The following is a 22,513-nucleotide window of genomic DNA, read 5'->3' on the forward strand; positions in this document are numbered from 1 at the left end:
AAAAGAGTCTGCTGAAGAAAACAAATTAAAAATTTAAGAGTTTCTTGGCGATTTTTAATTTGCATTTCTAATGTGGCATTTCGTCAGCGTAACTGGCTACGGTTATTTAAGGGTATTTATCGAGTCACTGCGCCCAATTAAGGATTTGATGGTATCCAGCAGTTGCTGATTTGAGGTGCGGGATTTTACGAGTGCCGCAGCCACATGATTCGCGGCTTCAATACCAACTGTATTGGCAGAGAAAACCACTGCTGGAATTGGGACGCGAGCCTGATTGTTTAGGTAAGGTAGCAACTCCAGACCAGAACCATCAGGTAAACTTAGGTCTAGAATAACCAGGTCGTAAGTATTTGTCCGTAGCTTGTGTTTTGCCTCCTGAAGATTCTTAGCTGAGTCAATTTCGGCTAGGGTCTGCAAAATTTTTGAGACGACTTGGGTTAAATCCGGATCGTCCTCTACGTACAAAATTTGTAGCTGGGTGCCAGTTTGTTGTCGCACTGCTTGCCGGACTGCTGCCATCAATCGCTGTTGATCGATTGGTTTATCCAGCCAGTCTATCACCGCCAAGCCGCCGCCGTTGAATTCCTGCCGCCCTTGCTGCGCCTTGGCAGAAACCACAACAATTGGCAGGCTGTGGGTGTTTTGCGCCTCCCGCAACTCGCGGATCAATGAAATACCGTCTTGACCGGGTAATGCCAGATCCACTGTCATTGCTGCATAGCGGTTTTGGCCCAGTAGCTGCTTGGCTTGTGCTGCACTATAAGCGATATCTGCGCTCAAACCCTCTTGCTTTAGCATTAGCCAGAGCAATTGGGCAATATCCGGGTCGTCTTCACACACTAAGATGCGGAGGCTGTCAGATGAGTTTGAGCTGGATACAATTGGCACAAGTGCATCCTGCCATTCTGGTAAGTCAAAATAGAAGGTGCTGCCGACATTGGTAGTGGTGGTAAAGCCAATTTGTCCGCCGAGTTTTTCGACAATCGCTTTGCAAATGCTCAAACCCAAGCCAGTTCCGCCCTTTTGACGGGTATCTGAGGAATCAGCTTGGGCAAACTTCTTAAAGATCCGGGAACGAAATTCTTCGGGGATGCCCGTACCTTGGTCGGTGATGGCAACGCGAATGAAGGAGGAAGAAGGCAGGAGGCAATAGGTAGGATAAATATTATCAGTTGCCAATAAGTCTGGACTTCTATCTTCTGGGTTTAAGCGGGAGACACAGACTTTGACTTGGCCATTGGGGGGAGAGAATTTGGCGGCGTTGGAGAGCAGGTTAGTGATCACCTGCATCAAGCGATCGCGATCTACATTCACCATAGCATCCGTTAGTTGCGGCTCCAACACCAACTGCACGCCAAACTGTTCGCTATAGCCACGATTCACGTCTATTGCCTGCTGCACTAATGGCATCAGCTCCAGCGGCGTAAGATGGAAATCCATTTTACCGGATTCAATCTTTTCGATATCCAAAATGTCATTGATCAGCAGGATCAGACGTTCGCTATTTTTATAAGCAATGTCTACCAAGGCTTTCGCCTGTGGGGGAATTTCACCTGCCACGCCGCCACTAATTAAACTCAAAGAACCGCGAACTGAAGTTAGCGGCGTTCGCAATTCATGGCTAACAATTGAGACAAATTCGTTTTTCAATCGCTCTACCTCCTTGCGCTCAGTAATATCGCGCACAATTGCCAGCACTTCATCCGGGCCATTGACTACAACTCTAGCCTCATAAGTCTCAATCTTTTTGCCTTTAGGCATTTGATATTCAAACACTTGTGCTTTGTTGGTGGAAAGAGCGATCGCGCTATAGTGTAAAGCAGCTTGAGCTACACTCATGGGCAAAACATCATAAATATTTTTGCCAACAACAGCATCAGCACTCATCTCCATAGGATCGTTCTTAGCGGCTTTGAAATCTAGAAAAATGCCCTCTTTGTTCATGCGATACATCGCATCTGGAATAGCGTCTAGAAGGGCGCGGGTTTTCGCCTCGCTTTCGCGTAACACTTCGCTTTGGCGCAAGGCTTCCTCAGCGGCTTTGCGTTCAGTAATGTCCTTCATAAAGCAGTGATGTCCGATAAAACGCCGTTGCGAATCGTAAGCACAGATCATCACTAATTGCTTATAAAAAATAGAGCCGTCTTTACGCACACCCCTGGCTTCAGCTTCTACCTTGCCATCTTTGAGCATTTGTTCATAGGCAGCTATCATCTTTTCTACATCTTCAGGATGTACAGTTAAGGGCCATTCCATACCAATCATTTCTTCTGGTTGGTATCCAGCAGCGCTGGCGTAGGCTCGGTTGACAGCCAGGTAGCGCCCTTGCGTGTCTAAGCGCGAGATCCCTTCAACGGCATTTTCCAGGGCAGATCCTAAATCGCGTAATTCTGCCTCAGCAGCTTTGCGCTCAGTGATATCAAAAATCGCCCCATCAAGGCGAATTAATTCTCCTTCCTTATTAAGGATACCCTGACCTTTTTCATAAACCCATCTGACAGTTTCATCAGCTCGAATAACCCGATACTCGATAATGTAAGGCTGTTTTGCTGACACACCTTCTAAAATAGTTTTCTCCACCATCGCCACGTCTTCGGGATAGATAATGCTGGCAAAGGTGCGTACTTGATTGTTAATAAAGTCACTAGCCGGATAGTCAGAAATCCCGGCGATCGCATCACTGATAAACTCCATTGTCCAGTTAGCATCACAGGCGCAGCGGTAAACAGCACCAGGAATATTAGCAACTAGGGTTCGGAATCTTTCTTCCCTTTCCTGTATAGATGCGTTTAACTGTATCTGTACTGTCTCGGCTTGCTTGCGCTCGTTGATATCGTGGAAATAAACTGATAAACCATCGGCATAGGGATAAGTTCGCACCTGATACCAGGTGTTTAATGGTGAATAAAATTCCTCAAACTCAACCGTGACTTGTTCGGTAGCAGCTTTGTGATACTGCGAGTAGAACTTGGAGTTAACAGCCTCTGGAAATTCATCCCATATATTTTTGCCAATTAACTCATCCTTGGTTCTCAACAAAAGCTGCTCGGCTCGTGAATTTATGTAGGTGAACCGCCACTCCCGATCTAAGGAAAGAAAGGCATCGTTGATGCTTTCTAATATCTTGTTGATTTGCTGGTTAGACTTGTGCAAATCCTCTTCAGCTTGTTTACGTCTTGTGATATCTCGGAAGTACCAAATTCTGCCATAATTGTCTCCTTCTGGGGAAAGCACCGCTGATGAGTAACGGTCAAAAACGCGCTCATCATTTAAGGAAATTTCATCGCGGCTAGATTCAGTTGGATGAGCATATAAATACTCGACTTTGGCAATAAACTCTTGTGGCTGCACCAGGGTTGAGAGTACATAGCCTAGCAGTTGTCTGTCGTCCCCAGACTTCATCACCTCGTCGGGGATTTGCCACAATTCTTTGAAGCGACGATTGTAGGAGGCGACTTTTCTGTTCTCGTCTATCACCAAAATGCCATCGAGGGCTGCTTCTTGCTGCGCCTTCAGAAGTGAATTAGTGCGTCGCAAGCTTTCTTGAGCTTGCTGGCGTTCGGTGATGTCGGTAGAGATACCGCAGACTGCATAAGGGACACCAGTAGCATCCTGTAGGGGAAACTTGACTGAAAGGTAGCTGTGTAAAACACCTTCGACAGGTGCGACTTCTTCCAACTCTATCGGAGTTCCAGATGCGATTACTTGCTGGTCGGTGATATGAAAAGCGTCAGCTACTTCTTTGGGAAAAATTTCGTGGTTGGTTTTGCCGACTATCTGCTCTCGGTCGAGGTGGAATAGGGTTTGGAATAGACGGTTGACCAAAATAAATCGTCCTTCCCTATCCTTGACGTAGATCATGGCGGTGGAGTTATCTAAAATTGCTTGTAGTCGCTCCTCGCTAACGCGCAATGCTGTTTCGGCGGATTGAGTACGAGCGAGTTCAGCTTGCAGCTGCTCGAAAAGGTTAGCTTGCTGAATAGCGATCGCTAGTTGTACGGAAAGCTGCTTGAGAAATTGTACTTCCCAGTTTTGCCATTGTCTGGTTCCATGACAGTGATGGACAATTAGCAGTCCCCATAATTTGGAGTTTGAAGGTTTAACAGTTGCAAGGTTGGAAGTAGAACCATTTTCCCACCTTCCCTGATGCCAACGAGAATCCCTGCTCAATGTGGCAACGCTTTCTTGGAAAATCGGCACTACCAGATTGGCTCTGACCTGAAACCGCTCTAGCAATTGAATATGAGGCTGTTCTAAACCCGCTGTGTAAATATCTTCAATAGCTTGAATCTCACCTGTGAGGTACGGGGTGGCAAGAGGATCACTAAAATTGGATAAGCTGGTGCGATCGCATGACTGGTAATTTTCCTGAATATTGATGCCTAATGTTGATGAAACCCCGATACCCAGCGATTCCACAACTACAGTACCACTCCCATCTGGCTCAAAGCGGTAAATAGCTGCTCGGTCGGCATGGAGAGCTTGTCGAACTTCCGCTACAGTGGTGTTGAGGACATCTTCTAGTTTCAAGGATTGGCGAATTCGCTCTTGCATTGCTCCTAAAAGCAATTCCCGTTGCAAGAGTTGCCGTAAGGCTGCTTCAGCTTCCACCCGGTAGGTGATGTCTGTTTGGATACCAATAAAGTTTGTCAGTTTGCCTTGGGGATTGCGTACCGGGGAAATCCGGAGTTCGTTCCAGAAAAGGGTGCCATCTTTGCGATAATTCCGCAAGACTGCACTACACTCTCTGCCCTCAGCAATTGCCATTCTAAGTTGAGCGATCGCTAGTTGATTTGTGTCTGTCCCCTGCAAGAAGCGGCAATTGATACCAATGACTTCAGCCGCAGCATATCCAGTCATCTGCTCAAAACGGGGATTGACATAAATAATTGGGTTGTCTGGCTGGGTGGTGTCGCTGATGGCGATGCCATTGCTACTAGATGCGATCGCTCTCTCCAGCAATCGTAGGGATTCTTCTTGTTGTTTGCGCTCGGTGATGTCCTGCGTCACTTTCGAGAAGCCGCGCAGATTTCCCTCCCTGTCGTGCAAAGCTGTAATCACTACGTTTGCCCAAAACCGCGTACCATCCTTACGCACCCGCCAGCCTTCCTTTTCGCACCGACCAAGTTTTGCTGCTAGTTCTAAATTTTGCTCCGGCTTTCCCAGCTCAATCTCTTCAGGCGGATAAAAGTAGGAAAAATGCTGTCCGACAATTTCTTCTAACTGATACCCTTTGATGCGTTCGGCTCCGGCGTTCCAGCTGACAACGTGTCCATTGGTATCCAGCTTAATAATTGCATAGTCTTTTACGCCTTCGACTAGCAACTGGAAGTTTTGCTCTCTCTGTCTGAGCGCCGATTTTGCCCATTTGCGCGAGCTGAGGATTTCTGTAAATATAATGATGCCGCCGATTTCACCTGCACTTGTCGTCCACGGTTGGGCTTCCCACTTTACCCAGTCCCCAGTCCCATCCAAACGCCTGATAAATTCTTCATCACCCTTTTCGATGGTTAAGAGTTGGTCGTTCCAACTTTCAGGAACTTCCTTGAACGTCTCATAGAGCGATCGCTGGCTGATATCCCCGCTTAGTCTAAAATCTGTCCGCCAGCGATCGCTACAAAGCAGGTAACGCATTTCGTGGTCGAACATGGCGATTGCAGCAGGCGATCGCTGGATAAATTTTTGCAGTAGCTCTTGGTTATCTATGTGATTCATATATTAAAAGTGGATTGGTCGCTGTGAATTTAAACTCAAATTTAGCTATATCGTCCTACCTACTTAGGATGCCCAAATTTCCAGGTTTAATTTTCACTGAGATAAATAAATACTCTTCCACCGAGAACTTTGCTCAAAGCTCTCTATCCTTTATGAAGATACTATTAAGCTGAAACTGTACTTCCTCCTTCCCTGCTCTGTCGCGCTATAGAACGTATATTTTATAACATCTATCCTCAGCAGCACCCAGGAAAAACTGATGTCACAAGTCAATGAGATTTTAGATTTTTGGTTTGGACGAGAAGATGAGCCGGGTTATGGCAAACCGCGTCAGGTATGGTTTACAAAAAAACCGGAGTTTGACCAAGAGATACAAACTCGCTTCCGACAAGACTACGAACTAGCAGCTGCGGGTCAGTTAGATTACTGGAAGTCTTCACCCCACAGTTGCCTAGCTTTAATTATCTTGTTGGATCAATTTCCTCGCAACATCTTCAGAGGTACTGCCCAAGCCTTTGCCACAGACCCGCAAGCACTTGCAGCAGCAAAGTATGCTGTAGTTAATAATTTTGATAAAGAACTGCTACCAGTGCAGCGATGGTTTGTTTACTTACCTTTTGAACACAGTGAAGATTTGAATCATCAGCGTCAGTCGCTGGAGTTGTTTAAGCAACTGAGTGATGACCCTGATAGTGCTGACACTATTTCCTACGCAGTTCGACACTTGGAGGTAATTGAGCGTTTTGGGCGCTTTCCCCATCGAAATCTGATTTTGGGTCGAAAGTCAACACCCGAAGAGGCAGAATTTCTCACGCAGCCCGGATCATCTTTTTAACACTAAAAACCTCTCCCCCAACCGCGCCCCTCCTAGCCTGGACAGGCTAAGCAAGTTGGGTTGCGCCGCGCTCTTAGTAAGAAACCCGGTTTCTTCTTTGAAACCGGGTTTGGAGGAAACATTTAATGTGAACAAGAGGGCAACTATACTTGGCACGAGAGTAGTTACGCCCTCTTGTTTTTCTCGTTAATAGGCGTTACTTTTGGGAATAATTTTGTTGATAACAGCAAATCAAAAAGCAGATGATTGTAGCTGAAACACCGCGATTGATTCTGCGACATTTAACCTTAGATGACGCGGACGACTTAGCGACGATTTACGCCGATACTGTTGTTATGAAGTTCTATCCCAGTACGCAGACATACGAAGAGACAAAGCAACAGGTTGAGCGGATAATCAATTGTTACGATAAAAACGGGTTCGGTTTGTGGGCAACCATTTACAAAGCCGATAATAAATTTATTGGTAGATGCGGATTAAGCCTTCAGTTGGTGGATGGAGAGCAAGAAGTTGAAATTGGCTATCTACTTGCCAAAGAATACTGGGGGCAAGGTTTGGCAACAGAAGCGGCTTGTGCAATTCGAGATTATGGATTTGAAAAAGTTGGTTGTAACCGTCTTATATCGTTAATAGATCCGGGAAATATAGCGTCTCAAAAAGTTGCCATTAAAGTTGGTTTAAATTACGAAAAAGAATCAACGCTGTGGGGAAAAAATATTCGCGTTTATGCAATTGATATCTTACAAAATTCGCAATACCTGGAGGCTTTGCCTCGCCTGAATCATTCCCAGGAATAAGGCTTCTTAACGAGAATAAAATATTTCAATTACCAAGCGTGGAAACTATGACGGTAAAGGCGTTGGAATCGGTAGCGGATGAAACTGGTTATCTAAGTGCGGCAGATGGTTACACGCGGTTGCATATTACAAGCGATCGCAAGCCTAGAAGCGTGGATGGTTTATTACCTCGTTCCCGCAGGGGATGGGAACGAGGATAAAGTTCCCAGTTCCAGCCCCTTATTCCGATTTAACGCAGTTAAGCATTCGCAAAGTGGCGGCGGCGGCGTAGTTGCGACGAGTGGCAGAGTTTGGCTCAAACTTGCTGCCAGTTTCATTTACTGGGGAGGCAACATTACAATAAGAAGACATTTGGTTAACCAGTGATGCTGCCCAGTGTTTTTCTGTGTCTGAGAAGGTTTTAGCTGAGTTCTTGACAGCAAGCTCTGTGGGGAGTCCGCGCATATTTTTCCCAAATTCCGCAGCACGTCGCAATACTGCTAATAGTTCGGCTCTGGTGACTGGTTGGGTGGGTTTAAATGAGCCGTCTTGATAGCCACTGACAATTTTGTTATCCCGCGCCCATTGAATTTTAGCAGCACTCCAGCGCGTAGCATCGACATCGGGATATGGTCGGGATGATGCTTGGGTGGGAATTGTGACGTTAGCACTCGGTAGCTTGGTTAATGATTCCAATACCATAGATACCAGTTGTTCTCTAGTTAAAGCGACTTGGGGACGGAAGGTATTGTCTTCTTTGAACCCGGCGACGAATCCAAGGGATACTGCTTGTTCAATTTCTCTAGCATAGACATCTGTGGCGATGTCTCGGAAGGAAGAGGTTCCGCTTGGAGGTGTGGCAATATCGCCAAATCCGGGGGGTGGTGCTTGGTCGCTAGTAAGATAGACGTGACCTAGTGTTTTACCGTTGAAGCTTCTTTTGGCAAACCGCCAAGCCGGATCGAGATTGATTTTCACGAAGCCGTTGTTGATGCCGTTGGCTCTACCGATTTCGATGACCGGAGCGTTGCGATCGCTCAAATTTTTCCCAACTAGCACAAAGTCATTACCGCTTTTGACGATGTTGAAGCTGTACTTCAGTCCCAAATCTGTACCCGCCATCCGGATAGAATAGCCGTTGCTGTCCGTACTGCGTCCGCAAATGCCACTGAAGTCAAAGTTCACAAGTAGCGGATCTACTATGACGGGGCTGGCTCCGTTTTCGCTCCAGCACTGCTGCTTGTCTGATATCTGTTCCAAAATCAATAGTTGATGACTATTTGTGCCATAAGGTGCGGCTACGGCAATAAATTTAGATTGTTCAACTTCTTTTTGATCAAAAGTGGCAGCGTGGCTGGGGTTTACGACATTTAGTGTTGAGACTACGGTGGCTATGGCTGCAATTGACCACCGAAGTAGACGCTTGGAGGAGCTTGAAGTCAAAGTCATGGTGAGGAGCTTAATGATTCAGATGGATTTATCTTCTTTAGATATGTGATACAATTATCCGCTCAAAAGTTCCCACATTTTTTGCCATCAGAATCGATGACACAAAGCTGCTAAATGCCTTGTCGTTCTAGGGTTGCCAAGGGTAAGGTGAACCAGAAAGTTGTCCCCCTATTTGGGCGACTTGTTACGCCAATTTGTCCACCGTGAGCAGTAATAATTTGCCGACACAGATGTAGTTTTAAACCAGTGCCTGTTGAGCAGCGAGATTGGGGATCGCGCACGTAGAGATCGAATAAGCGATCGCACTCTAGCTGACTCATCCCTACACCGTCATCTTCCAGGGTGCAGCGGATTGTCTGATGCTCTACTGTAGCTTTGAGAGTCAGATTCAGTCCCGGTGGGTTGTGTTTTAAGGTGGTAGTGAAGAGGGTTTCTAAAACTCGCTGTAGCTGAGTTGGATCTGCCATAACTAATGGTAAATCCCAATTTACCAAATTGGTCAGAGTTGCTTGGTTTTGCGCCAGCAGTGGTTCTAAGTCTATGAGAATTGCTGGTAAAATTGTATTTAACTGGACAAAATTTCGCTGAATTACAACTCCCTGAACTTCCGTAGAATTGCTTTCAAGCAAGGAGTTAATCATACATAGTTGGCGCTCGTTGCCTTGAATCATTCGTTCTACAATAGAGCGAGAAATGGTTAATTTCTCTTCCGGCGAACAAAGCAAGTTTTTGAAAACCATTACAGTTCCTTGGACAGATGTGCGGAGGTCGTGAGAAATTGTATGTAAAACAACATCTTTAATGCGGTTTAGCTCTTGCAATTCCTGCATTTTTTGCTGTAACTGATTAGTGCGTTCTTCTACTTGGCGTTCCAGATTAGTATTGAGGGTTTGTACTTGTTGGAAAAGAGAAGATTGCTGAATAGCGATCGCTACCTGAATTCCCAGTTGATCTATCAAATCAATTTCAAATTGCTGCCATTCACGAGGTGCAGAGCATTGATTGGCAATCAATAACCCAAACAGTTTTTCACCTAGCATAATCGGTACACCAATACCAGCTTTTACTTGACAGCGGTGATAGTATTCTGCTAAAAAGGGAGATTTGTTTATTGGGGTTGTATCGTTGATAACTCGAATGGAATTGCCACCAAAAATTTCCTTAACTTCCTTAAAAGCCATGTCATCCGTAACCCATCCCAAAATTGAATTAAAATTGGGATCTACAGATTCGGCTACGGCTCGTGCGTGTCCATCTTCATCAAAGTAACTGATGAAGACGCGATCAGCTTGCAAAAATTGTCGGACTTCCGCTACAGTAGTGTTCAGAATTTCATTTAGATCCAGCGATCGCCTAATTTTTAAAGCAATCTCATAAAGTAAGCGATCGCGCTCGGCTGCGACTCTAACCAGAGCTTCAGCAGCTTTGCGCTCAGTTATATCAGTAACTACAGCAAGCACGGATGACTCGCCGTTAATATTAACAAGTTCTGCTGACAAGAGGGCTGCTACAACTTCGCCACACTTTTTGCGAAACTGACATTCTAGGTTGTGAACTGCACCTTGTTCTAGCAACATTTGTTGCATTTTTATACGTTCTTCTGGATTTACCCAGGCATTTATCTCAGCTACAGTATGCCCAATTACCTCTTCCCGAAGATAACCACTAAGCTCCAGAAAGTTATCATTAACCTCCAGATAGCGTCCCTCTTTAAATGTAGTAATACTGATACAATCAGGACTATGACGAAAGGCTATAGAAAATTTTTCTTCTGAGAGCAAAAGCGCTTCTTCCGACGCTTTCCGCTCGGTAATATCTATCAGCAAACCATTCCAAAATATATCGCCATTCGCCTGCACAATAGGGCGGGTAGCGCCTTGCAACCATTTCAACTTACCTGATTTGGTAATTACCCGACCTTCCCAAATCCACGGCTGTAAGTTATCCGCCGAATCAATCAGCGATTGTTCATAAGATTCCCGATCTTCAGGGTGAACCAGATTCCTAAACAAAATTAGGTTAGAGCGAGCTGAATGGGACGTTAATTCTAATAATTCTTCACAGCTTGCATGGGCAAATAGTAACCATCGAGAGTTATCGTTACGCTCTATAAGTTTAAAAATTATTCCGAGCTTGTTGGCGGCAATTTTGTTTAATTCTGGGACAGATTGGGAGATTGAGGCTTCTGTTGGGAGAAAATCCCAAGAATGAGCAACATTTTGTGACTGAAAATCTGTATTAATTTGTGTTGATGGCACACTGATATCTAGCCCGGTTAGCCCATCATTAAAACACCGCGCCCCCAGTCCCTCTAGACAAGCGGAGAGGGGAGCCGGAGGCGGGGTGAGGTTGTTCGCAGATGGTTCATGAAGCTGATTTGGTATAGCTATTTCCTCAATACTTTGCCCAGCCAAAGTTAGGAGGTGTTTAAGTTCTTCAAAAGCAGCTTCATTTCGGCAACAATTCCGTAAAGCTTGTAAATACTCTAAATTAGAAATCATATTTTCTCGATAGCATTTAATGAGTGACAGATGAGCAGCAAGTGGCGCAGTTTCATTAGTCACAACTTTTTTTTTAAACATGGAATTTTCCTGCACGTACACTTCTACTCTTCCAAGTTAAGAGAAGAGGTCGCGATCGCGCTTCGTGCTGCTGACTCACCCGATTGGGTGATTTTTAGCCAGTCACTCATAACTTGCAAGGCCAAAGCATTTGCGTATAACAATTTACAACTTACTGATAATCTATCTGCGCGAATGCTTCGCCCCTACTAATTACCTACTTCTTCAGTAGGAGACGCGAACAGGGGTAATGTGAACCAAAAAGTTGCTCCGGCTCCGGGGGCGCTAATAGCACCAATTTGTCCGCCATGAGCTGTGATGATTTGCCGACAAAGATATAACCCTAGACCGATGCCAGTTGAACGGGCGCGGGAACCGCGAACATAACGCTCGAACAGGTGATCGCACGCTTCGGGGTTCATTCCCACGCCGTTATCCGCAACGGTGCAATGAACCATTTCTTCCTCAACTGTGGCTTGCAGGGTGAGAATAAGTCCGGGCGGGTTATGATTTAGGGCATTGGTGAGCAGATTTTCAAATACTCGTCTCAGCTGCAATGGATCTGCTGTCACGCCTGGTAAAGAAGCTGGAACTAAGTTGTTCAGGGTAGCTTGATTTTTCAGGAGCAGTGGTTCCATATCTTGAGCGATCGCTGAAGTTAGCTGACCCAGTTGTACTAGCTGGTAATTGAGGATAACGCCTCGAACTTCGCTGGAGTGGGTTTCGAGGAGAGAGTTAATCAAACTCAGTTGGCGATCGCTACTCTGGATCATTCGCTCTAAAATTGAGCGAGAAATCGGGATTGTTTCCCCTGATTTATTTAATAAATTATTTACCACTAAAGACATACCCATAATCGGGGTACGCAAATCGTGAGAAACTGCGTGTAAAAACTCATCTTTGAGTTCATTTAGCTCTTTGAGTTCCTGCATTTTTTGAGAAAGTTGAGCAGTACGTTCCTCCACTTTACGTTCTAACCGAGCATTTAAGTCCTGTACCTCTTGGTAGAGTTTTGCTTGTTTAATAGCTATAGTCACTTGCGTTCCCAATGATGATAGCAAATCAATTTCAGATTGCTGCCAATCACGCGGTGACGTACACTGATCGACTATCAACAGTCCCCAAGGTTCCTCATCCAGAATAATTGGTACAGCCAAGAAAGCTCTAATTTGATAATTATTGAAATCCTCTGCAACAACTGAAGAAATCTCTATTTGAGAGGTATCTTTGACAACATGGACAGATTTATTTTCAAAAACTTTCCTAATTGCTTGATAATGTTCTTCATTTTTGGGAGTCCATTCTTGAATAGGTCGCCACGGCGGAATAACCGACTCAGCAACAACCTGAAAATCGTCATAGATACGACTGATAAAAACCCGATCTGCTGAAAGAAAATTTCGGACTTCGCTGACAGTAGTATCTAAAATTTGCTGGAGATCGAGGGATTGACGAATCCGCAGAGCAATGACACCAAGTAAGCGATCGCGTTCTAAAGCGTCGCGTAGTTGCGCGTCCGCAGCTTTGCGTTCGGTGATGTCGTTAACAACAGCCAACACGCATAATTCATCGCCAAAATTAATAATTTCTGCTGAGAGTAATCCTATAGCCACCTCACCAGACTTTTTGCGAAACTCACATTCTAAATTGCGAATATTTCCCGCCTCTTGCAACATATCTATCATCTTAAGACGGTCTTCCGGATTGTTCCATATATTTAATTCAATGGCGGTATGTCCAATTAGCTCTTCACGAGTGTAACCAGTCGTTCGTAAAAGACTTTCATTAATTTCTACATAACGTCCATCTTTGATCGTACTGATAGCAATCGAATCCGGACTAGAAAGAAAAGCTTTAGAAAACTTTTCTTCTGAAAGTAACAACGCCTCTTCCGCACGTTTACGTTCAGTAATGTCAATTCCGGTGCCAATCATATACTTAATCGAACTATCAGCATCGAGTAGAACAGTAGTTGACCAACTAATTAGCCGCCGCGTTCCATCCCTTGTAGTCCAATAATTATCATAGGTTTTGGGAAACTTACCAGTGTGCAACTGATCGAAAATATCTTTAATAGATTTTGCTTCCTCTGGAATTAGAAAAATATCCCAAAAAGGCTGATCTTTTACCTCTGCAAACGAGTAATTAGTTATTTCTTCACAAGCTGTATTAAACCGAATAATTCGCCCTTGTCTATCAACCACAATCATCAAAGCACCCGCTGTATCCAAAATTGCGGAAACGAAATTTCGCTCCTTACGCAACTCTTTAATCAGTCCGCGCAGCTGAGCTGTCATTTCATTAAAAGTTGTTGCTAATACTCCCATTTCGTTGTGGCGGTTAACTGTCACCTGGGTATCCAAATTTCCCGCGCTAATTTTGGCTGCTGCCTGCGTCAAACGCTGCAAAGGTGATACAATTTGCCGAGAGAAGAACCAACCTAACTCAGCCGCAAGCAGCATCGCCACGCTCAAGGCTATACCCATCACGAAAAGCATTCTCTGCACAGGAGCGTAAGCTTCAGCCGTAGGAAGTTCTACCACCACCTTCCAGCGTACACTGCGAATGGGCGCGATCGCACCCACCACTTCCACCCCTTTCAACCCCTGATAATTCTTTAGAGTTTTCGCACCCTTCAATTTTGTTAATTTTTTGATAAAAGTGTAGTTTGAAATGTCGTGTAACTTATAATTATTAGGTGCTATCCCTTTTTCAGCAATTAAATACTTGCGGTTATCAATTACATAAGTGTAACCAGTTTTACCAACATCAATTTGAGATACAATAAACCAGAGAAAGTTTAAATTAATCCGCGCCATCAAAACGCCATCTACTAGATCCTGCTGGTTGCGAATTGGTAACGCTAAGGTAACAACTGGAAGTTTTGTAGCAGCGTCCATTCTAACTGGGCTAACAATGTCTTCTTTTTGTTTAAAAGCTCGCCCAAATGAGCGGTAATCATCCGGGTGAGAGAATTTTGAATCATCATAAGGAGAATACTCAGAAACAACCTCACCATTTTTATTGAAAATCGCCACTTTTTCATAAGCACTATTATGGCGCGTCAGCGCTTCCAACAAAGTTTGCTGAATTTCCGGTGAAAAATCCGTCAAGCCTTGCACTCTAGCAAGGTAACTCAGTTTACGCTGCAAGTCATCCAAGTAAGCATTAATCTCGCCAGCAGCAACCAAACTTCGCTCTTGCTGGGCGACTTCTACCTGTTCTATTTGAGCCTGGAAGCTCAAAGAAATTAACATTCCTGATGTGATTAATAAAGCTAAAACTACTAGCAGTACCAAACCATATCTAAGTTGATTGGCAATAGAAAACACACCAGAACGTGGCGAACCTCTATCCATTCTTAGAGGCAATTCATGACTTGCCCCTAGCCGTGAACCACTACCTATAGTTCGTTGGTTCATCGTGCCTCCTTTAGAAATCTCTTTCACCCACTAATTCCTTTAAATTTAAGTAATGGCTAATAACTAATGTGTAGCATCGATTTTTCCAGTAATAATATCTTCCTTCAGGGAGTTTATAAATTCTTCTTGTTCTGGCGTAAGCGAACCATAGAAAGGAGTCAAATCTTGGATTTCCTCTTGCAACCCGAATTTATACTGCTTGCCCTCCCAACGCCCTTGCTCTACCAAAGTTGCTCCTTCGAGCATTACCATAGGAACCTGCTGCATGGCATTAGTTAAAATTATTTTTGGGGGTGGTTTTTGTTGCTCTGGAAGCCCAGGAATGGCATGATTCCATCTAATAGCATAAACCCCTTTATTTTCAGCAACAACTTTTATAACACCTTTATAAGCAGTATCAGCATTGACCGTTATGATATCAACGCCTGCCGCCACTAACTTTTGAGAAATTCGGCTGGCTTTGTCTGCATCTGTCCAACTTCCCACCCAATCGATGAATACTTCGGCTGAGGGGTTAATTTGCTTGACACCTCGTTCAAATAAGGTAGCTTCCTCTTCCAAACTTGCATATTTTTGACCGCCAATGTAAGCAACTTTATTAGTTTTTGTTTTCAGGGCTGCTACTACTCCTGTTAAATACCCTAATTCCCCAGCCCGAAACGCCAAAGCGCCAAAATTTTTATTGTTGCCAGCATCACTACTCATAACCGCAAATTTATTGCGTGGAAATTTTGCGGATACAGCTTTAGCTGTTGCGATATATTCCCCACCATGACCGATGATAAAATCAAAACCTTTTTTAGCATATTGACGAAAAAGTTTTTCAGCATCGGCTCCTGGCACACTGTCAGCATAAGCCACCTCAGCGCCAAGTTCTTTTTCAATTAGCTTTAATCCTTCATAACCTGATTGATTCCAAGCTTTGTCATCCACAGCTCCGGGAAAAATCGCCGCTACCTTAAAAGCACCCGGTTTCACTTGGGCGGTTCGTGTAATGTCGCTTGCAGTTGTACCGCAGGCTACGAGCAGCAAGGTTAAAAGCAGACAAATAATTTTCTTAGTCATTAGTCATTGGTTATTAGTTATTAGCCATCCATAATAGACAGCTGGCAACTTTGGACTTTATCTCCAGATAGCCCAACCGGGTGCACTGCTTTGTAATGGATCAAATGCTATTATGCCTATGATTTCTTATATCGTCTATTTTTGTTCCTATACTGAGCCTGGGAACGCTATATATGAGGTTCTGCCTCATGTCTGTGTTTTTTGAAACGTTGTTGGAGGCTCGACCTCCATATCGGCGTTCGCAGGCTCAGTCTGGGAACGAGAATTCACTCTTCAAATGTGGTGTATCAAAATGCTAATTAACATTTCTTCTTTGTAATACTAATCTTGACAAGATAGCGGCTATATTCCAAGCATCATCGCCTCCTCTATGATGAGTTCCTTCAAGGGGTAATTTCAATATTTCTAAGGACATGTCCATCCCTACTTCTTCAGGCAAGGTATGAATAAGGCTAAAAAGTGTTTTTACATTGATGTGTCTGGAACCAAAAGGATATTTTATAGAATGAGATTGGCACTGTTTTTGAAATTGGTTTCTATCGTAGTCCCCGTAGCTTGCCCAAACTCGCTGCTGAGTTAGGTATTTTTTTTTAGAATTGAACAAGCCTCTGCAAAGGGTAGCCCTTGATTAACTTGTTCTTGGGTTAAAGTTGTTAAATTGGTGCAAAATTAACTTATTTGGGAGCGTTCGGGTTTCACGAGTATACTTTCTTTTTCCAGTCTTTCTCCAGAAGGGACATCAAGCGGACAAATACCAATTTCGATGATTTCGCTTTCTTGCCCTTCTGGTGGTTTTTTTTCCCAGCAAGTTGATTCAATATCAACCACAATTATTTGATCTAATTTCTTAGCCACTTTGGATTGACTCCTTGCTTGGGACGGATACCCCTTATGGGTGTCGTTACGGTATTTTGGTGGATGATATTAATTAGGCAGTAAATTCAGCACAAAACTGATTTACAACTCGATCGAGTGCTACGGAATGGGAGGCTTTGAAGAGGATGCGATCGCTTTCTTCTACCATTTCTTTCAAACGCTCTACAATAGCTTGATGTGTTGTAAAGCACTCTGCTGGTAAAGGTGCAGCACCAAGCGCGATCGCTTCTGCTTCTTTATCGTCTACCAAAATCAGCAAAGCGTCGAGATTGAGCTTTCGCGCCGCCTCTCCCACTGCGAAGTGAAATTCGGGACTTTGCTCTCCCAATTCCTTCATCGTCCCCAAAACTGCAATATGCCTTTTCCCCGGTGTCTCTGCCAACAATTGCAGCGCTGCCAGCATAGATTCTAAGCCAGCATTGTAAGTTTCATCAAGAATTACAACGTCGTTGGGCAAATTGTAGCGCTGCGCCCTCCCAGAAGGCAAATTAACCGCCAAACCAGCCTTAAACGGTGTCCAGTCTAGTTGGAGAATTTTAGCCACCGCTAAGGCTGCTAGGAAATTAGACGCATTGTGTCGCCCCGGTAGCGGTAAAGGTAGCCGCATCCCCTCAACCAATAATGTCTCGTTATCAATTAACTCGCCACGCACGTCTCCGCCTTCCAAACCGTAGGTGATGGTTTGCCCTTGCCAAACCCCGGCGGCTGTTTCCATTAGGCGGCGATCATCGTGGTTAAGAACAGCGATGCTGCTGGAGGGCATTTCGGCGAGTAATTCACATTTTGCTTGTGCGATCGCTTCTTTTGAACCCAGCCGCCCAATATGGGCTGTACCCACATTAGTAATTACCCCAATTGTCGGACACGCAATCTGTGTTAACAGCGCAATTTCACCTTTTGCCCGCATTGCCATTTCAATTACGGCATAGTCATGAATCGGTGACATTTTTAACAAAGTTTTGGGAACACCAATTTCATTGTTGTAATTGAATAAAGTTTTATGAGTATTCCCTTTGGTAGAGGACAAAACTGCCGAAACTAATTCTTTAGTAGTAGTTTTACCGCAGGAGCCAGTTATGCCAATTACTGGTATTTTAAATTGCGATCGCCACCACCGAGCTATCTCCTGATATGCTGTCAACGTGTCTTTTACGTGTAATTGCGGAATAGCCCCTGGCATTTTGTAGTCTGTAATGACAGCAATCGCACCTTTTCTAAAGGCAGTTTCCACAAATTCATGTCCATCAAAGTTCTCTCCACGCAGTGCCACAAACACTTCTCCCGCCTTTAGAGTGCGTGTGTCGGTTGTAATCCCTGCAACATCTGCCGTTAAGAGATCGTCAGATAAGTTTACTGAACCTGCCGCTATAATTTCAGCCAGTTGCGAGAGGAGGACGTGAAAAGACATACAGCTTAAATTCAAACTTCAATCAGATTAATCCTAATCATGCACCAATCCCAGCACCACAACAAAATAGGCATTTTTATCAGTGACTTACATCACATTCAGCCACTATTGGGTCTACCTACCGTAGATATAGATTTTTGAGAGGTTAACTTGATGCTTTGCCGAAGCTATACAGTTACTTCACAAAAAATTCACAATATTGCCGCAAATTTGCTGAGCCATTTAAAGAGTTAGTCAAGATATGCTCTAATTGGGCGAAAATCTCTTAGCTTATAGGAGTATAGAGTATAGCCCCCAAAATCAGGGTTTTGTCTAGGGTGCCTCTTGTTATCTAGCGTCTACTACATCACAGTTCAATTTGCAATCTACACTGACTTAACGAAACTAATATACACTTAGCCCTAACATTTGCACGTAGGGGGGCTTTCTTGACGTGACTACCTGGACAGACTGTTACCATCGACAAACTAGCATTGAAGAGCAGCAGCTTTACGAGCATCTGCTTCACTGGGTACAAGAAGAGTCACCCAGTCGGATGATCGAGCGATTTCGTCAGCTATTTATGGATGGAGTGGGATACTCCGAGCCAAGAATTTGGATGGCTCTGGAGAGGATTGCTAGTTCCAAGCAGGCTGAGCAGGAATTTCGGTTTATTATCAATCGCTGCTGCCACATTCTGATCAATCGCTGGCAGATGCACCCGCAACTCCAAGCGTCTATCCCCGATTTGGTAGATATATTTGAGCATCCTCCAAGCGTGGGAACAGTTCGCTCTCGTTCAGCAAGACGCTTCCGAGAACTGGTGAGGATTTTTAACCAGACGGAGCAATATCTGACGCTGCGCCGCCTAGCTCAAGTTATGACTGAAGCGGCAGAGGCGAGTGGCAATGGCTCTAAGCCTTTGGGTAGCTTAATTCGCAGGTATCCCTACTTATACGAACATTGCCTGCTGAGTGAAGATAGTTCTTACGAACATCAGCAAACCGTCAGGGCAATTCAGTCTCGGATTCAGCGAGATTTTGAAGTTGATCTGTCTCAGTATGTGACTTATCAAGTGCGACGAGCGCAAATGTCACGTAAGACTTCCCCAGTCGGAGCTGAGCGAATTATACAGCCAGTACATAATCCAACGTTACTAAGCGATCGCGAACTGGGTGTTGCTCTCAAGCAATTTGTCGGCAAAGTCGAAGGCTCCCATAGCTATCGGGATTTATCCCAAAGCTTCATTACCCATACTAGCCAGACACCCTCGTATAGAGCTTTTAAATGGGATTTATACGAATACTTGACATCTTCTATTGACCCTGAATATGGCAAACGTCAGTTTAATGACCGATTGTATGCCCAACTGAAGAACACTTTGCCAAGTAGCGATTGTCAAAGACCCAGCGAATTTCTGATCGTGCGTACTTGCAGCCAGATTTTGAACTTCTTAGTAGTGGAAAGTCCGCAGCGACCGAATCACTATGTGTTTGTGGATCTGATTACCAACTTGGGGGCAACTTGCACAATCGGTATGCTTTTGAAAATCGTGCTACTGTGCCGCAAAGTCAAGCCCTATTTAGAAAAGCGATTTTCAATTCTTTTTAACCACTATGAAGCTTACGCCAGGGATGGTGTACCGTGGTTAGTCAAATCTCTAGAAAATATGAATGTGGCTTTGAGTCTTCACTTTGGTGATGCTGATGTTTCCTGTCTGAGCCACATTATGTAATTTAAAATCAGATTTGTTATTTTTTTTATTCGGTCGGGCGCACGAAGCGATCGCCACTTTTGTTAAATCCTGCAAAGTAGGCAGGTTAAGTTTATTGTAATAAAATAGTTTGTGTTATAATATCGCTCGTGAATCTGGATCGGCGGAAAGCTTTGTTTAATGCACAGCAAGTTTATTTATCTGTGTCGGCAGGCAAACCTCCGAAACTGAGTCTCTCAAAATAGTGAATGTTGGAGTTATTTCCGTGTCGATATATGTAGGGAACCTATCCTACGAAGTTACGCAAGACGACCTCACATCTGTATTTACAGACTACGGAACCGTTAAACGGGTTCAATTGCCTACGGATCACGAAACAGGGCGGATGCGTGGCTTTGGGTTTGTTGAAATGGCAACAGATCCTGAAGAAGAAGCTGCGATTGAAGCTTTAGATGGAGCAGAATGGATGGGCCGCACCCTGAAAGTGAATAAAGCCAAACCCCGTGAAGATGGGGGCGGCGGCCGTCCTGCGGGAAGCCGGGGCGGCCCAGGGGGCGGAAAATTCTCTTCCCGGCGCTTTTGACTTGAAAGGGGACTGGGGATCACAAATAAGCCAGCCCCCTTTTGAGTCAAAATTGTGTAAAGATATGCCTGTCATTCGGCGACAACACTAGATGTGGTGTGAAATGGGATGCTGGGCGCTCGTGGTAAAATTAATGCAATTCAGGGCGGATTGGATTAAAGTGCGATCGCCCTTTGGGGGGTGGAGATATCTTAGGATAAAACCGACTGAATAATGGTAGGGCTGCTCCTGTAAGTCCTAGACCCGCTACAAAGCTAGAGCTAAACGCTTTGTACGGTAAAAGAAAGAGTAGGCAAAAAGCTTCAAATCAATAGCTACACTACAGAAATGCTCTGCAAGTATGTAGGAAAGTCGGGAGACGGCACTGCCGGATTTACCCGAAGAATGGAAGATGGCTACTAAGAGTAGCTTCGCTAAGCTGCTCTAGGGAGCAAAAACCGCGATCCAAGTATTACAACATAGAACAAGTGGTCGTGGGTGACACTCACACTAACAGTCAATCAATCAACATTAGCGAGGAATCAACAAGAATGACCCAAGTGGTTTTAGGCGAAAATGAAGGAATAGAATCAGCACTGCGGCGCTTTAAGCGGCAAGTCTCCAAAGCGGGAATATTAGCAGATGCAAGGTATCGGCGGCACTTTGAAACTCCCCTAGAGAAGCGTAAGCGCAAGGCAACTACTGCGCGCCGCAAAACAAGACGTTTTCGTTAAGGCGACTCCTTTTAAGGCAAAAACCAATACGGTTCATTGAAGAATAGTTACAGGTTTTGGATTTTAACTTCTTCGTGAACCGTATTCTTTTCTAAGGCGAATTGGGGATAACAGAGCGGTTATTGAAAAGACTCATAGCCTTCTCAACCCCTTGCTTGAGGCTTACTTCCACTGACTGAGTTACCAGTTGCAGGACATCAGACAAAACTTGATTTTCAGCAGAGGAAAATTTACCCAGGACGTGAGCAACCGTGTCCTGTTCTGCTTTGGTTTTGCCAATACCGATCCGCAGACGGGGGAAATCTTGACTACCGAGATGGGCGATCGCTGACTTCATCCCGTTGTGTCCGCCAGCCGAACCCGAAAGGCGCAGGCGAATCTTCCCTAGAGGTAAATCCATATCGTCGTAAATCACCAGCACCGACTCTGGGGGAATCTTATACCAATCAACACAAGCGCGAATTGCCTGTCCTGAGAGATTCATGTAAGTGAGGGGCTTAAGTAATCTTATCTTGTCTCCGTGTAATCCGCGCCCTTCGCCAAACTGCGCCTGGAACTTGCGATTTTCACTCAAAGGAATTTGCCAAGAACGGGCCAGGACATCAACCGCATCAAAACCAATGTTGTGCCGCGTTTTGTCATACTTAGGTTCTGGATTCCCCAAACCAACAATCAACTGGGGAATTACTAAAGCGGGTGTTGCATCTGGGTTATCAGCGGTCATTTGTCTATTGTTCATTGTCAATTGCTAGTAATCACTAAACGGTAGCGATCGCACCCTCGTTTTATATTGTTTGTTGCGCCTCTTGTTGGGGAACCTCATTCTGGAGTTTTTCTTGATCCCGCTTACGCTTTTTCGCATACAACTGAATAGTAGCTGCCATAGTAATAATTAAACCCACGACCGTCCAAGTGGTGATATCTAAAGGCAGACTATTTTTAAACACAGCCAGCAAAACAATTACAACTAGCAGTAAAGTAGGGGCTTCATTCAAAGCCCGTAACTGCTGACTACTCCAAGTGCATCGATCTTCGGCTAACTGTTTGAGGAGACGACCACAATAATGATGGTAGCCAATTAAAACAACCACCAAACCGAGTTTGATATGCAACCAAGTTTGCTTGAGAACTTCAGGTTCAGTAGTAACGATACCAATCGCCATCGCTACCGTCACTATCATTCCTGGTGTCGTGATGATTTTGTAAAGGCGTTTTTCCATAATCTGATACTGATTCTTCAGAATCGTTTGGGCAGGTTCTGGCTGCTCACCCGCCTCTACGTGATAGATAAAGAGACGTACCAGGTAAAACAAGCCTGCAAACCAGACCACAAAGCCGACAATGTGAAAAGCCTTATACCAGAAATAAGCCATTTATCGTGTCCTCTACAGTCAAATCCGACAATATCAACAAGTTT

General features: G+C 44.6%; 14 protein-coding genes and 1 pseudogene. 6 read left to right on the plus strand and 9 right to left on the minus strand.

Annotated elements, in window-relative coordinates; all coding sequences use genetic code 11:
- Nucleotides 1-102 precede the first annotated feature (102 nt).
- Complete coding sequence (locus NDI42_RS00550) at nt 103-5,715, minus strand: PAS domain S-box protein (RefSeq protein ID WP_190454056.1); 5,613 nt, start codon at nt 5,713-5,715, stop codon at nt 103-105.
- A 259-nt stretch (nt 5,716-5,974) separates the two neighbouring features.
- On the opposite strand from NDI42_RS00550, the gene NDI42_RS00555 reads away from it, so the two are divergent.
- The 3 genes from NDI42_RS00555 to NDI42_RS00565 all read left to right on the plus strand — a co-directional run bounded on the left by NDI42_RS00555 (nt 5,975) and on the right by NDI42_RS00565 (nt 7,547).
- Complete coding sequence (locus NDI42_RS00555) at nt 5,975-6,550, plus strand: DUF924 family protein (RefSeq protein WP_190454059.1); 576 nt, start codon at nt 5,975-5,977, stop codon at nt 6,548-6,550.
- 242 nt (nt 6,551-6,792) lie between these two features.
- On the plus strand, nt 6,793-7,347 hold the full coding sequence (locus tag NDI42_RS00560; protein WP_190454062.1) for a GNAT family N-acetyltransferase: 555 nt from the start codon (nt 6,793-6,795) through the stop codon (nt 7,345-7,347).
- Nucleotides 7,348-7,394: 47 nt separating this feature from the next.
- The gene (locus tag NDI42_RS00565; RefSeq protein WP_190427845.1) at nt 7,395-7,547 is read left to right on the plus strand and encodes a hypothetical protein; all 153 of its coding nucleotides are present in this window, start codon (nt 7,395-7,397) and stop codon (nt 7,545-7,547) included.
- A gap of 19 nt (nt 7,548-7,566) precedes the next feature.
- Here the strand turns inward: NDI42_RS00565 and NDI42_RS00570 are convergent, their stop codons facing one another.
- The 6 genes and pseudogenes from NDI42_RS00570 to NDI42_RS00595 all read right to left on the minus strand — a co-directional run bounded on the left by NDI42_RS00570 (nt 7,567) and on the right by NDI42_RS00595 (nt 18,107).
- On the minus strand, nt 7,567-8,775 hold the full coding sequence (locus NDI42_RS00570; protein WP_190454065.1) for a DUF3747 domain-containing protein: 1,209 nt from the start codon (nt 8,773-8,775) through the stop codon (nt 7,567-7,569).
- A gap of 110 nt (nt 8,776-8,885) precedes the next feature.
- On the minus strand, nt 8,886-11,357 hold the full coding sequence (locus NDI42_RS00575) for a sensor histidine kinase (RefSeq protein WP_199311100.1): 2,472 nt from the start codon (nt 11,355-11,357) through the stop codon (nt 8,886-8,888).
- 188 nt (nt 11,358-11,545) lie between these two features.
- Nucleotides 11,546-14,758 carry a PAS domain S-box protein gene (locus NDI42_RS00580; RefSeq protein WP_190454068.1) on the minus strand — a complete coding sequence of 1,071 codons (3,213 nt, stop codon included), beginning with the start codon at nt 14,756-14,758 and terminating at the stop codon, nt 11,546-11,548.
- Nucleotides 14,759-14,821: 63 nt separating this feature from the next.
- On the minus strand, nt 14,822-15,823 hold the full coding sequence (locus tag NDI42_RS00585; protein ID WP_242017594.1) for a BMP family protein: 1,002 nt from the start codon (nt 15,821-15,823) through the stop codon (nt 14,822-14,824).
- 295 nt (nt 15,824-16,118) lie between these two features.
- Nucleotides 16,119-16,678, minus strand: a pseudogene (locus NDI42_RS00590) (3'-5' exonuclease).
- Nucleotides 16,679-16,751: 73 nt separating this feature from the next.
- On the minus strand, nt 16,752-18,107 hold the full coding sequence (locus NDI42_RS00595; protein WP_190454075.1) for a UDP-N-acetylmuramoyl-tripeptide--D-alanyl-D-alanine ligase: 1,356 nt from the start codon (nt 18,105-18,107) through the stop codon (nt 16,752-16,754).
- A 433-nt stretch (nt 18,108-18,540) separates the two neighbouring features.
- Between NDI42_RS00595 and NDI42_RS00600 the strand changes: the two genes are divergently transcribed.
- The 3 genes from NDI42_RS00600 (at nt 18,541) to rpsU (ending at nt 21,096) form a co-directional block, all read left to right on the plus strand.
- Entirely contained in the window at nt 18,541-19,821 is a 1,281-nt protein-coding gene (locus NDI42_RS00600; RefSeq protein WP_190454078.1) for a hypothetical protein, read from the plus strand.
- 244 nt (nt 19,822-20,065) lie between these two features.
- On the plus strand, nt 20,066-20,383 hold the full coding sequence (rbp, locus tag NDI42_RS00605) for an RNA-binding regulator (protein WP_190454081.1): 318 nt from the start codon (nt 20,066-20,068) through the stop codon (nt 20,381-20,383).
- 530 nt (nt 20,384-20,913) lie between these two features.
- Nucleotides 20,914-21,096, plus strand: a complete 183-nt coding sequence (rpsU, locus tag NDI42_RS00610; protein WP_190427852.1) for a 30S ribosomal protein S21 — start codon at nt 20,914-20,916, stop codon at nt 21,094-21,096.
- A 91-nt stretch (nt 21,097-21,187) separates the two neighbouring features.
- Here rpsU and pth read toward each other — a convergent pair whose 3' ends face one another.
- The gene (pth, locus tag NDI42_RS00615; RefSeq protein WP_242017595.1) at nt 21,188-21,835 is read right to left on the minus strand and encodes an aminoacyl-tRNA hydrolase; all 648 of its coding nucleotides are present in this window, start codon (nt 21,833-21,835) and stop codon (nt 21,188-21,190) included.
- A gap of 46 nt (nt 21,836-21,881) precedes the next feature.
- A complete protein-coding gene (gene hemJ, locus NDI42_RS00620) occupies nt 21,882-22,469 on the minus strand; it encodes a protoporphyrinogen oxidase HemJ (RefSeq protein WP_190437436.1) in 588 nt (195 codons plus the stop codon).
- Between the last annotated feature and the right edge of the window lie 44 nt (nt 22,470-22,513).

The sequence above is a fragment of the Funiculus sociatus GB2-C1 genome (genome assembly GCF_039962115.1).
Classification (GTDB): Bacteria; Cyanobacteriota; Cyanobacteriia; order Cyanobacteriales; family FACHB-T130; genus Funiculus; species Funiculus sociatus.

Coding starts and splice junctions, on each gene's coding strand:
- rpsU (WP_190427852.1), top strand. CDS start 20,914: ATGACCCAAGTGGTTTTAGGCGAAAATGAAGGAATAGAATCAGCACTG.
- NDI42_RS00570 (WP_190454065.1), bottom strand. CDS start 8,775: ATGACTTTGACTTCAAGCTCCTCCAAGCGTCTACTTCGGTGGTCAATT.
- NDI42_RS00565 (WP_190427845.1), top strand. CDS start 7,395: ATGACGGTAAAGGCGTTGGAATCGGTAGCGGATGAAACTGGTTATCTA.
- NDI42_RS00585 (WP_242017594.1), bottom strand. CDS start 15,823: ATGACTAAGAAAATTATTTGTCTGCTTTTAACCTTGCTGCTCGTAGCC.
- NDI42_RS00595 (WP_190454075.1), bottom strand. CDS start 18,107: ATGTCTTTTCACGTCCTCCTCTCGCAACTGGCTGAAATTATAGCGGCA.
- NDI42_RS00580 (WP_190454068.1), bottom strand. CDS start 14,758: ATGAACCAACGAACTATAGGTAGTGGTTCACGGCTAGGGGCAAGTCAT.
- NDI42_RS00560 (WP_190454062.1), top strand. CDS start 6,793: ATGATTGTAGCTGAAACACCGCGATTGATTCTGCGACATTTAACCTTA.
- NDI42_RS00550 (WP_190454056.1), bottom strand. CDS start 5,715: ATGAATCACATAGATAACCAAGAGCTACTGCAAAAATTTATCCAGCGA.
- pth (WP_242017595.1), bottom strand. CDS start 21,835: ATGAACAATAGACAAATGACCGCTGATAACCCAGATGCAACACCCGCT.
- NDI42_RS00575 (WP_199311100.1), bottom strand. CDS start 11,357: ATGTTTAAAAAAAAAGTTGTGACTAATGAAACTGCGCCACTTGCTGCT.
- NDI42_RS00555 (WP_190454059.1), top strand. CDS start 5,975: ATGTCACAAGTCAATGAGATTTTAGATTTTTGGTTTGGACGAGAAGAT.
- hemJ (WP_190437436.1), bottom strand. CDS start 22,469: ATGGCTTATTTCTGGTATAAGGCTTTTCACATTGTCGGCTTTGTGGTC.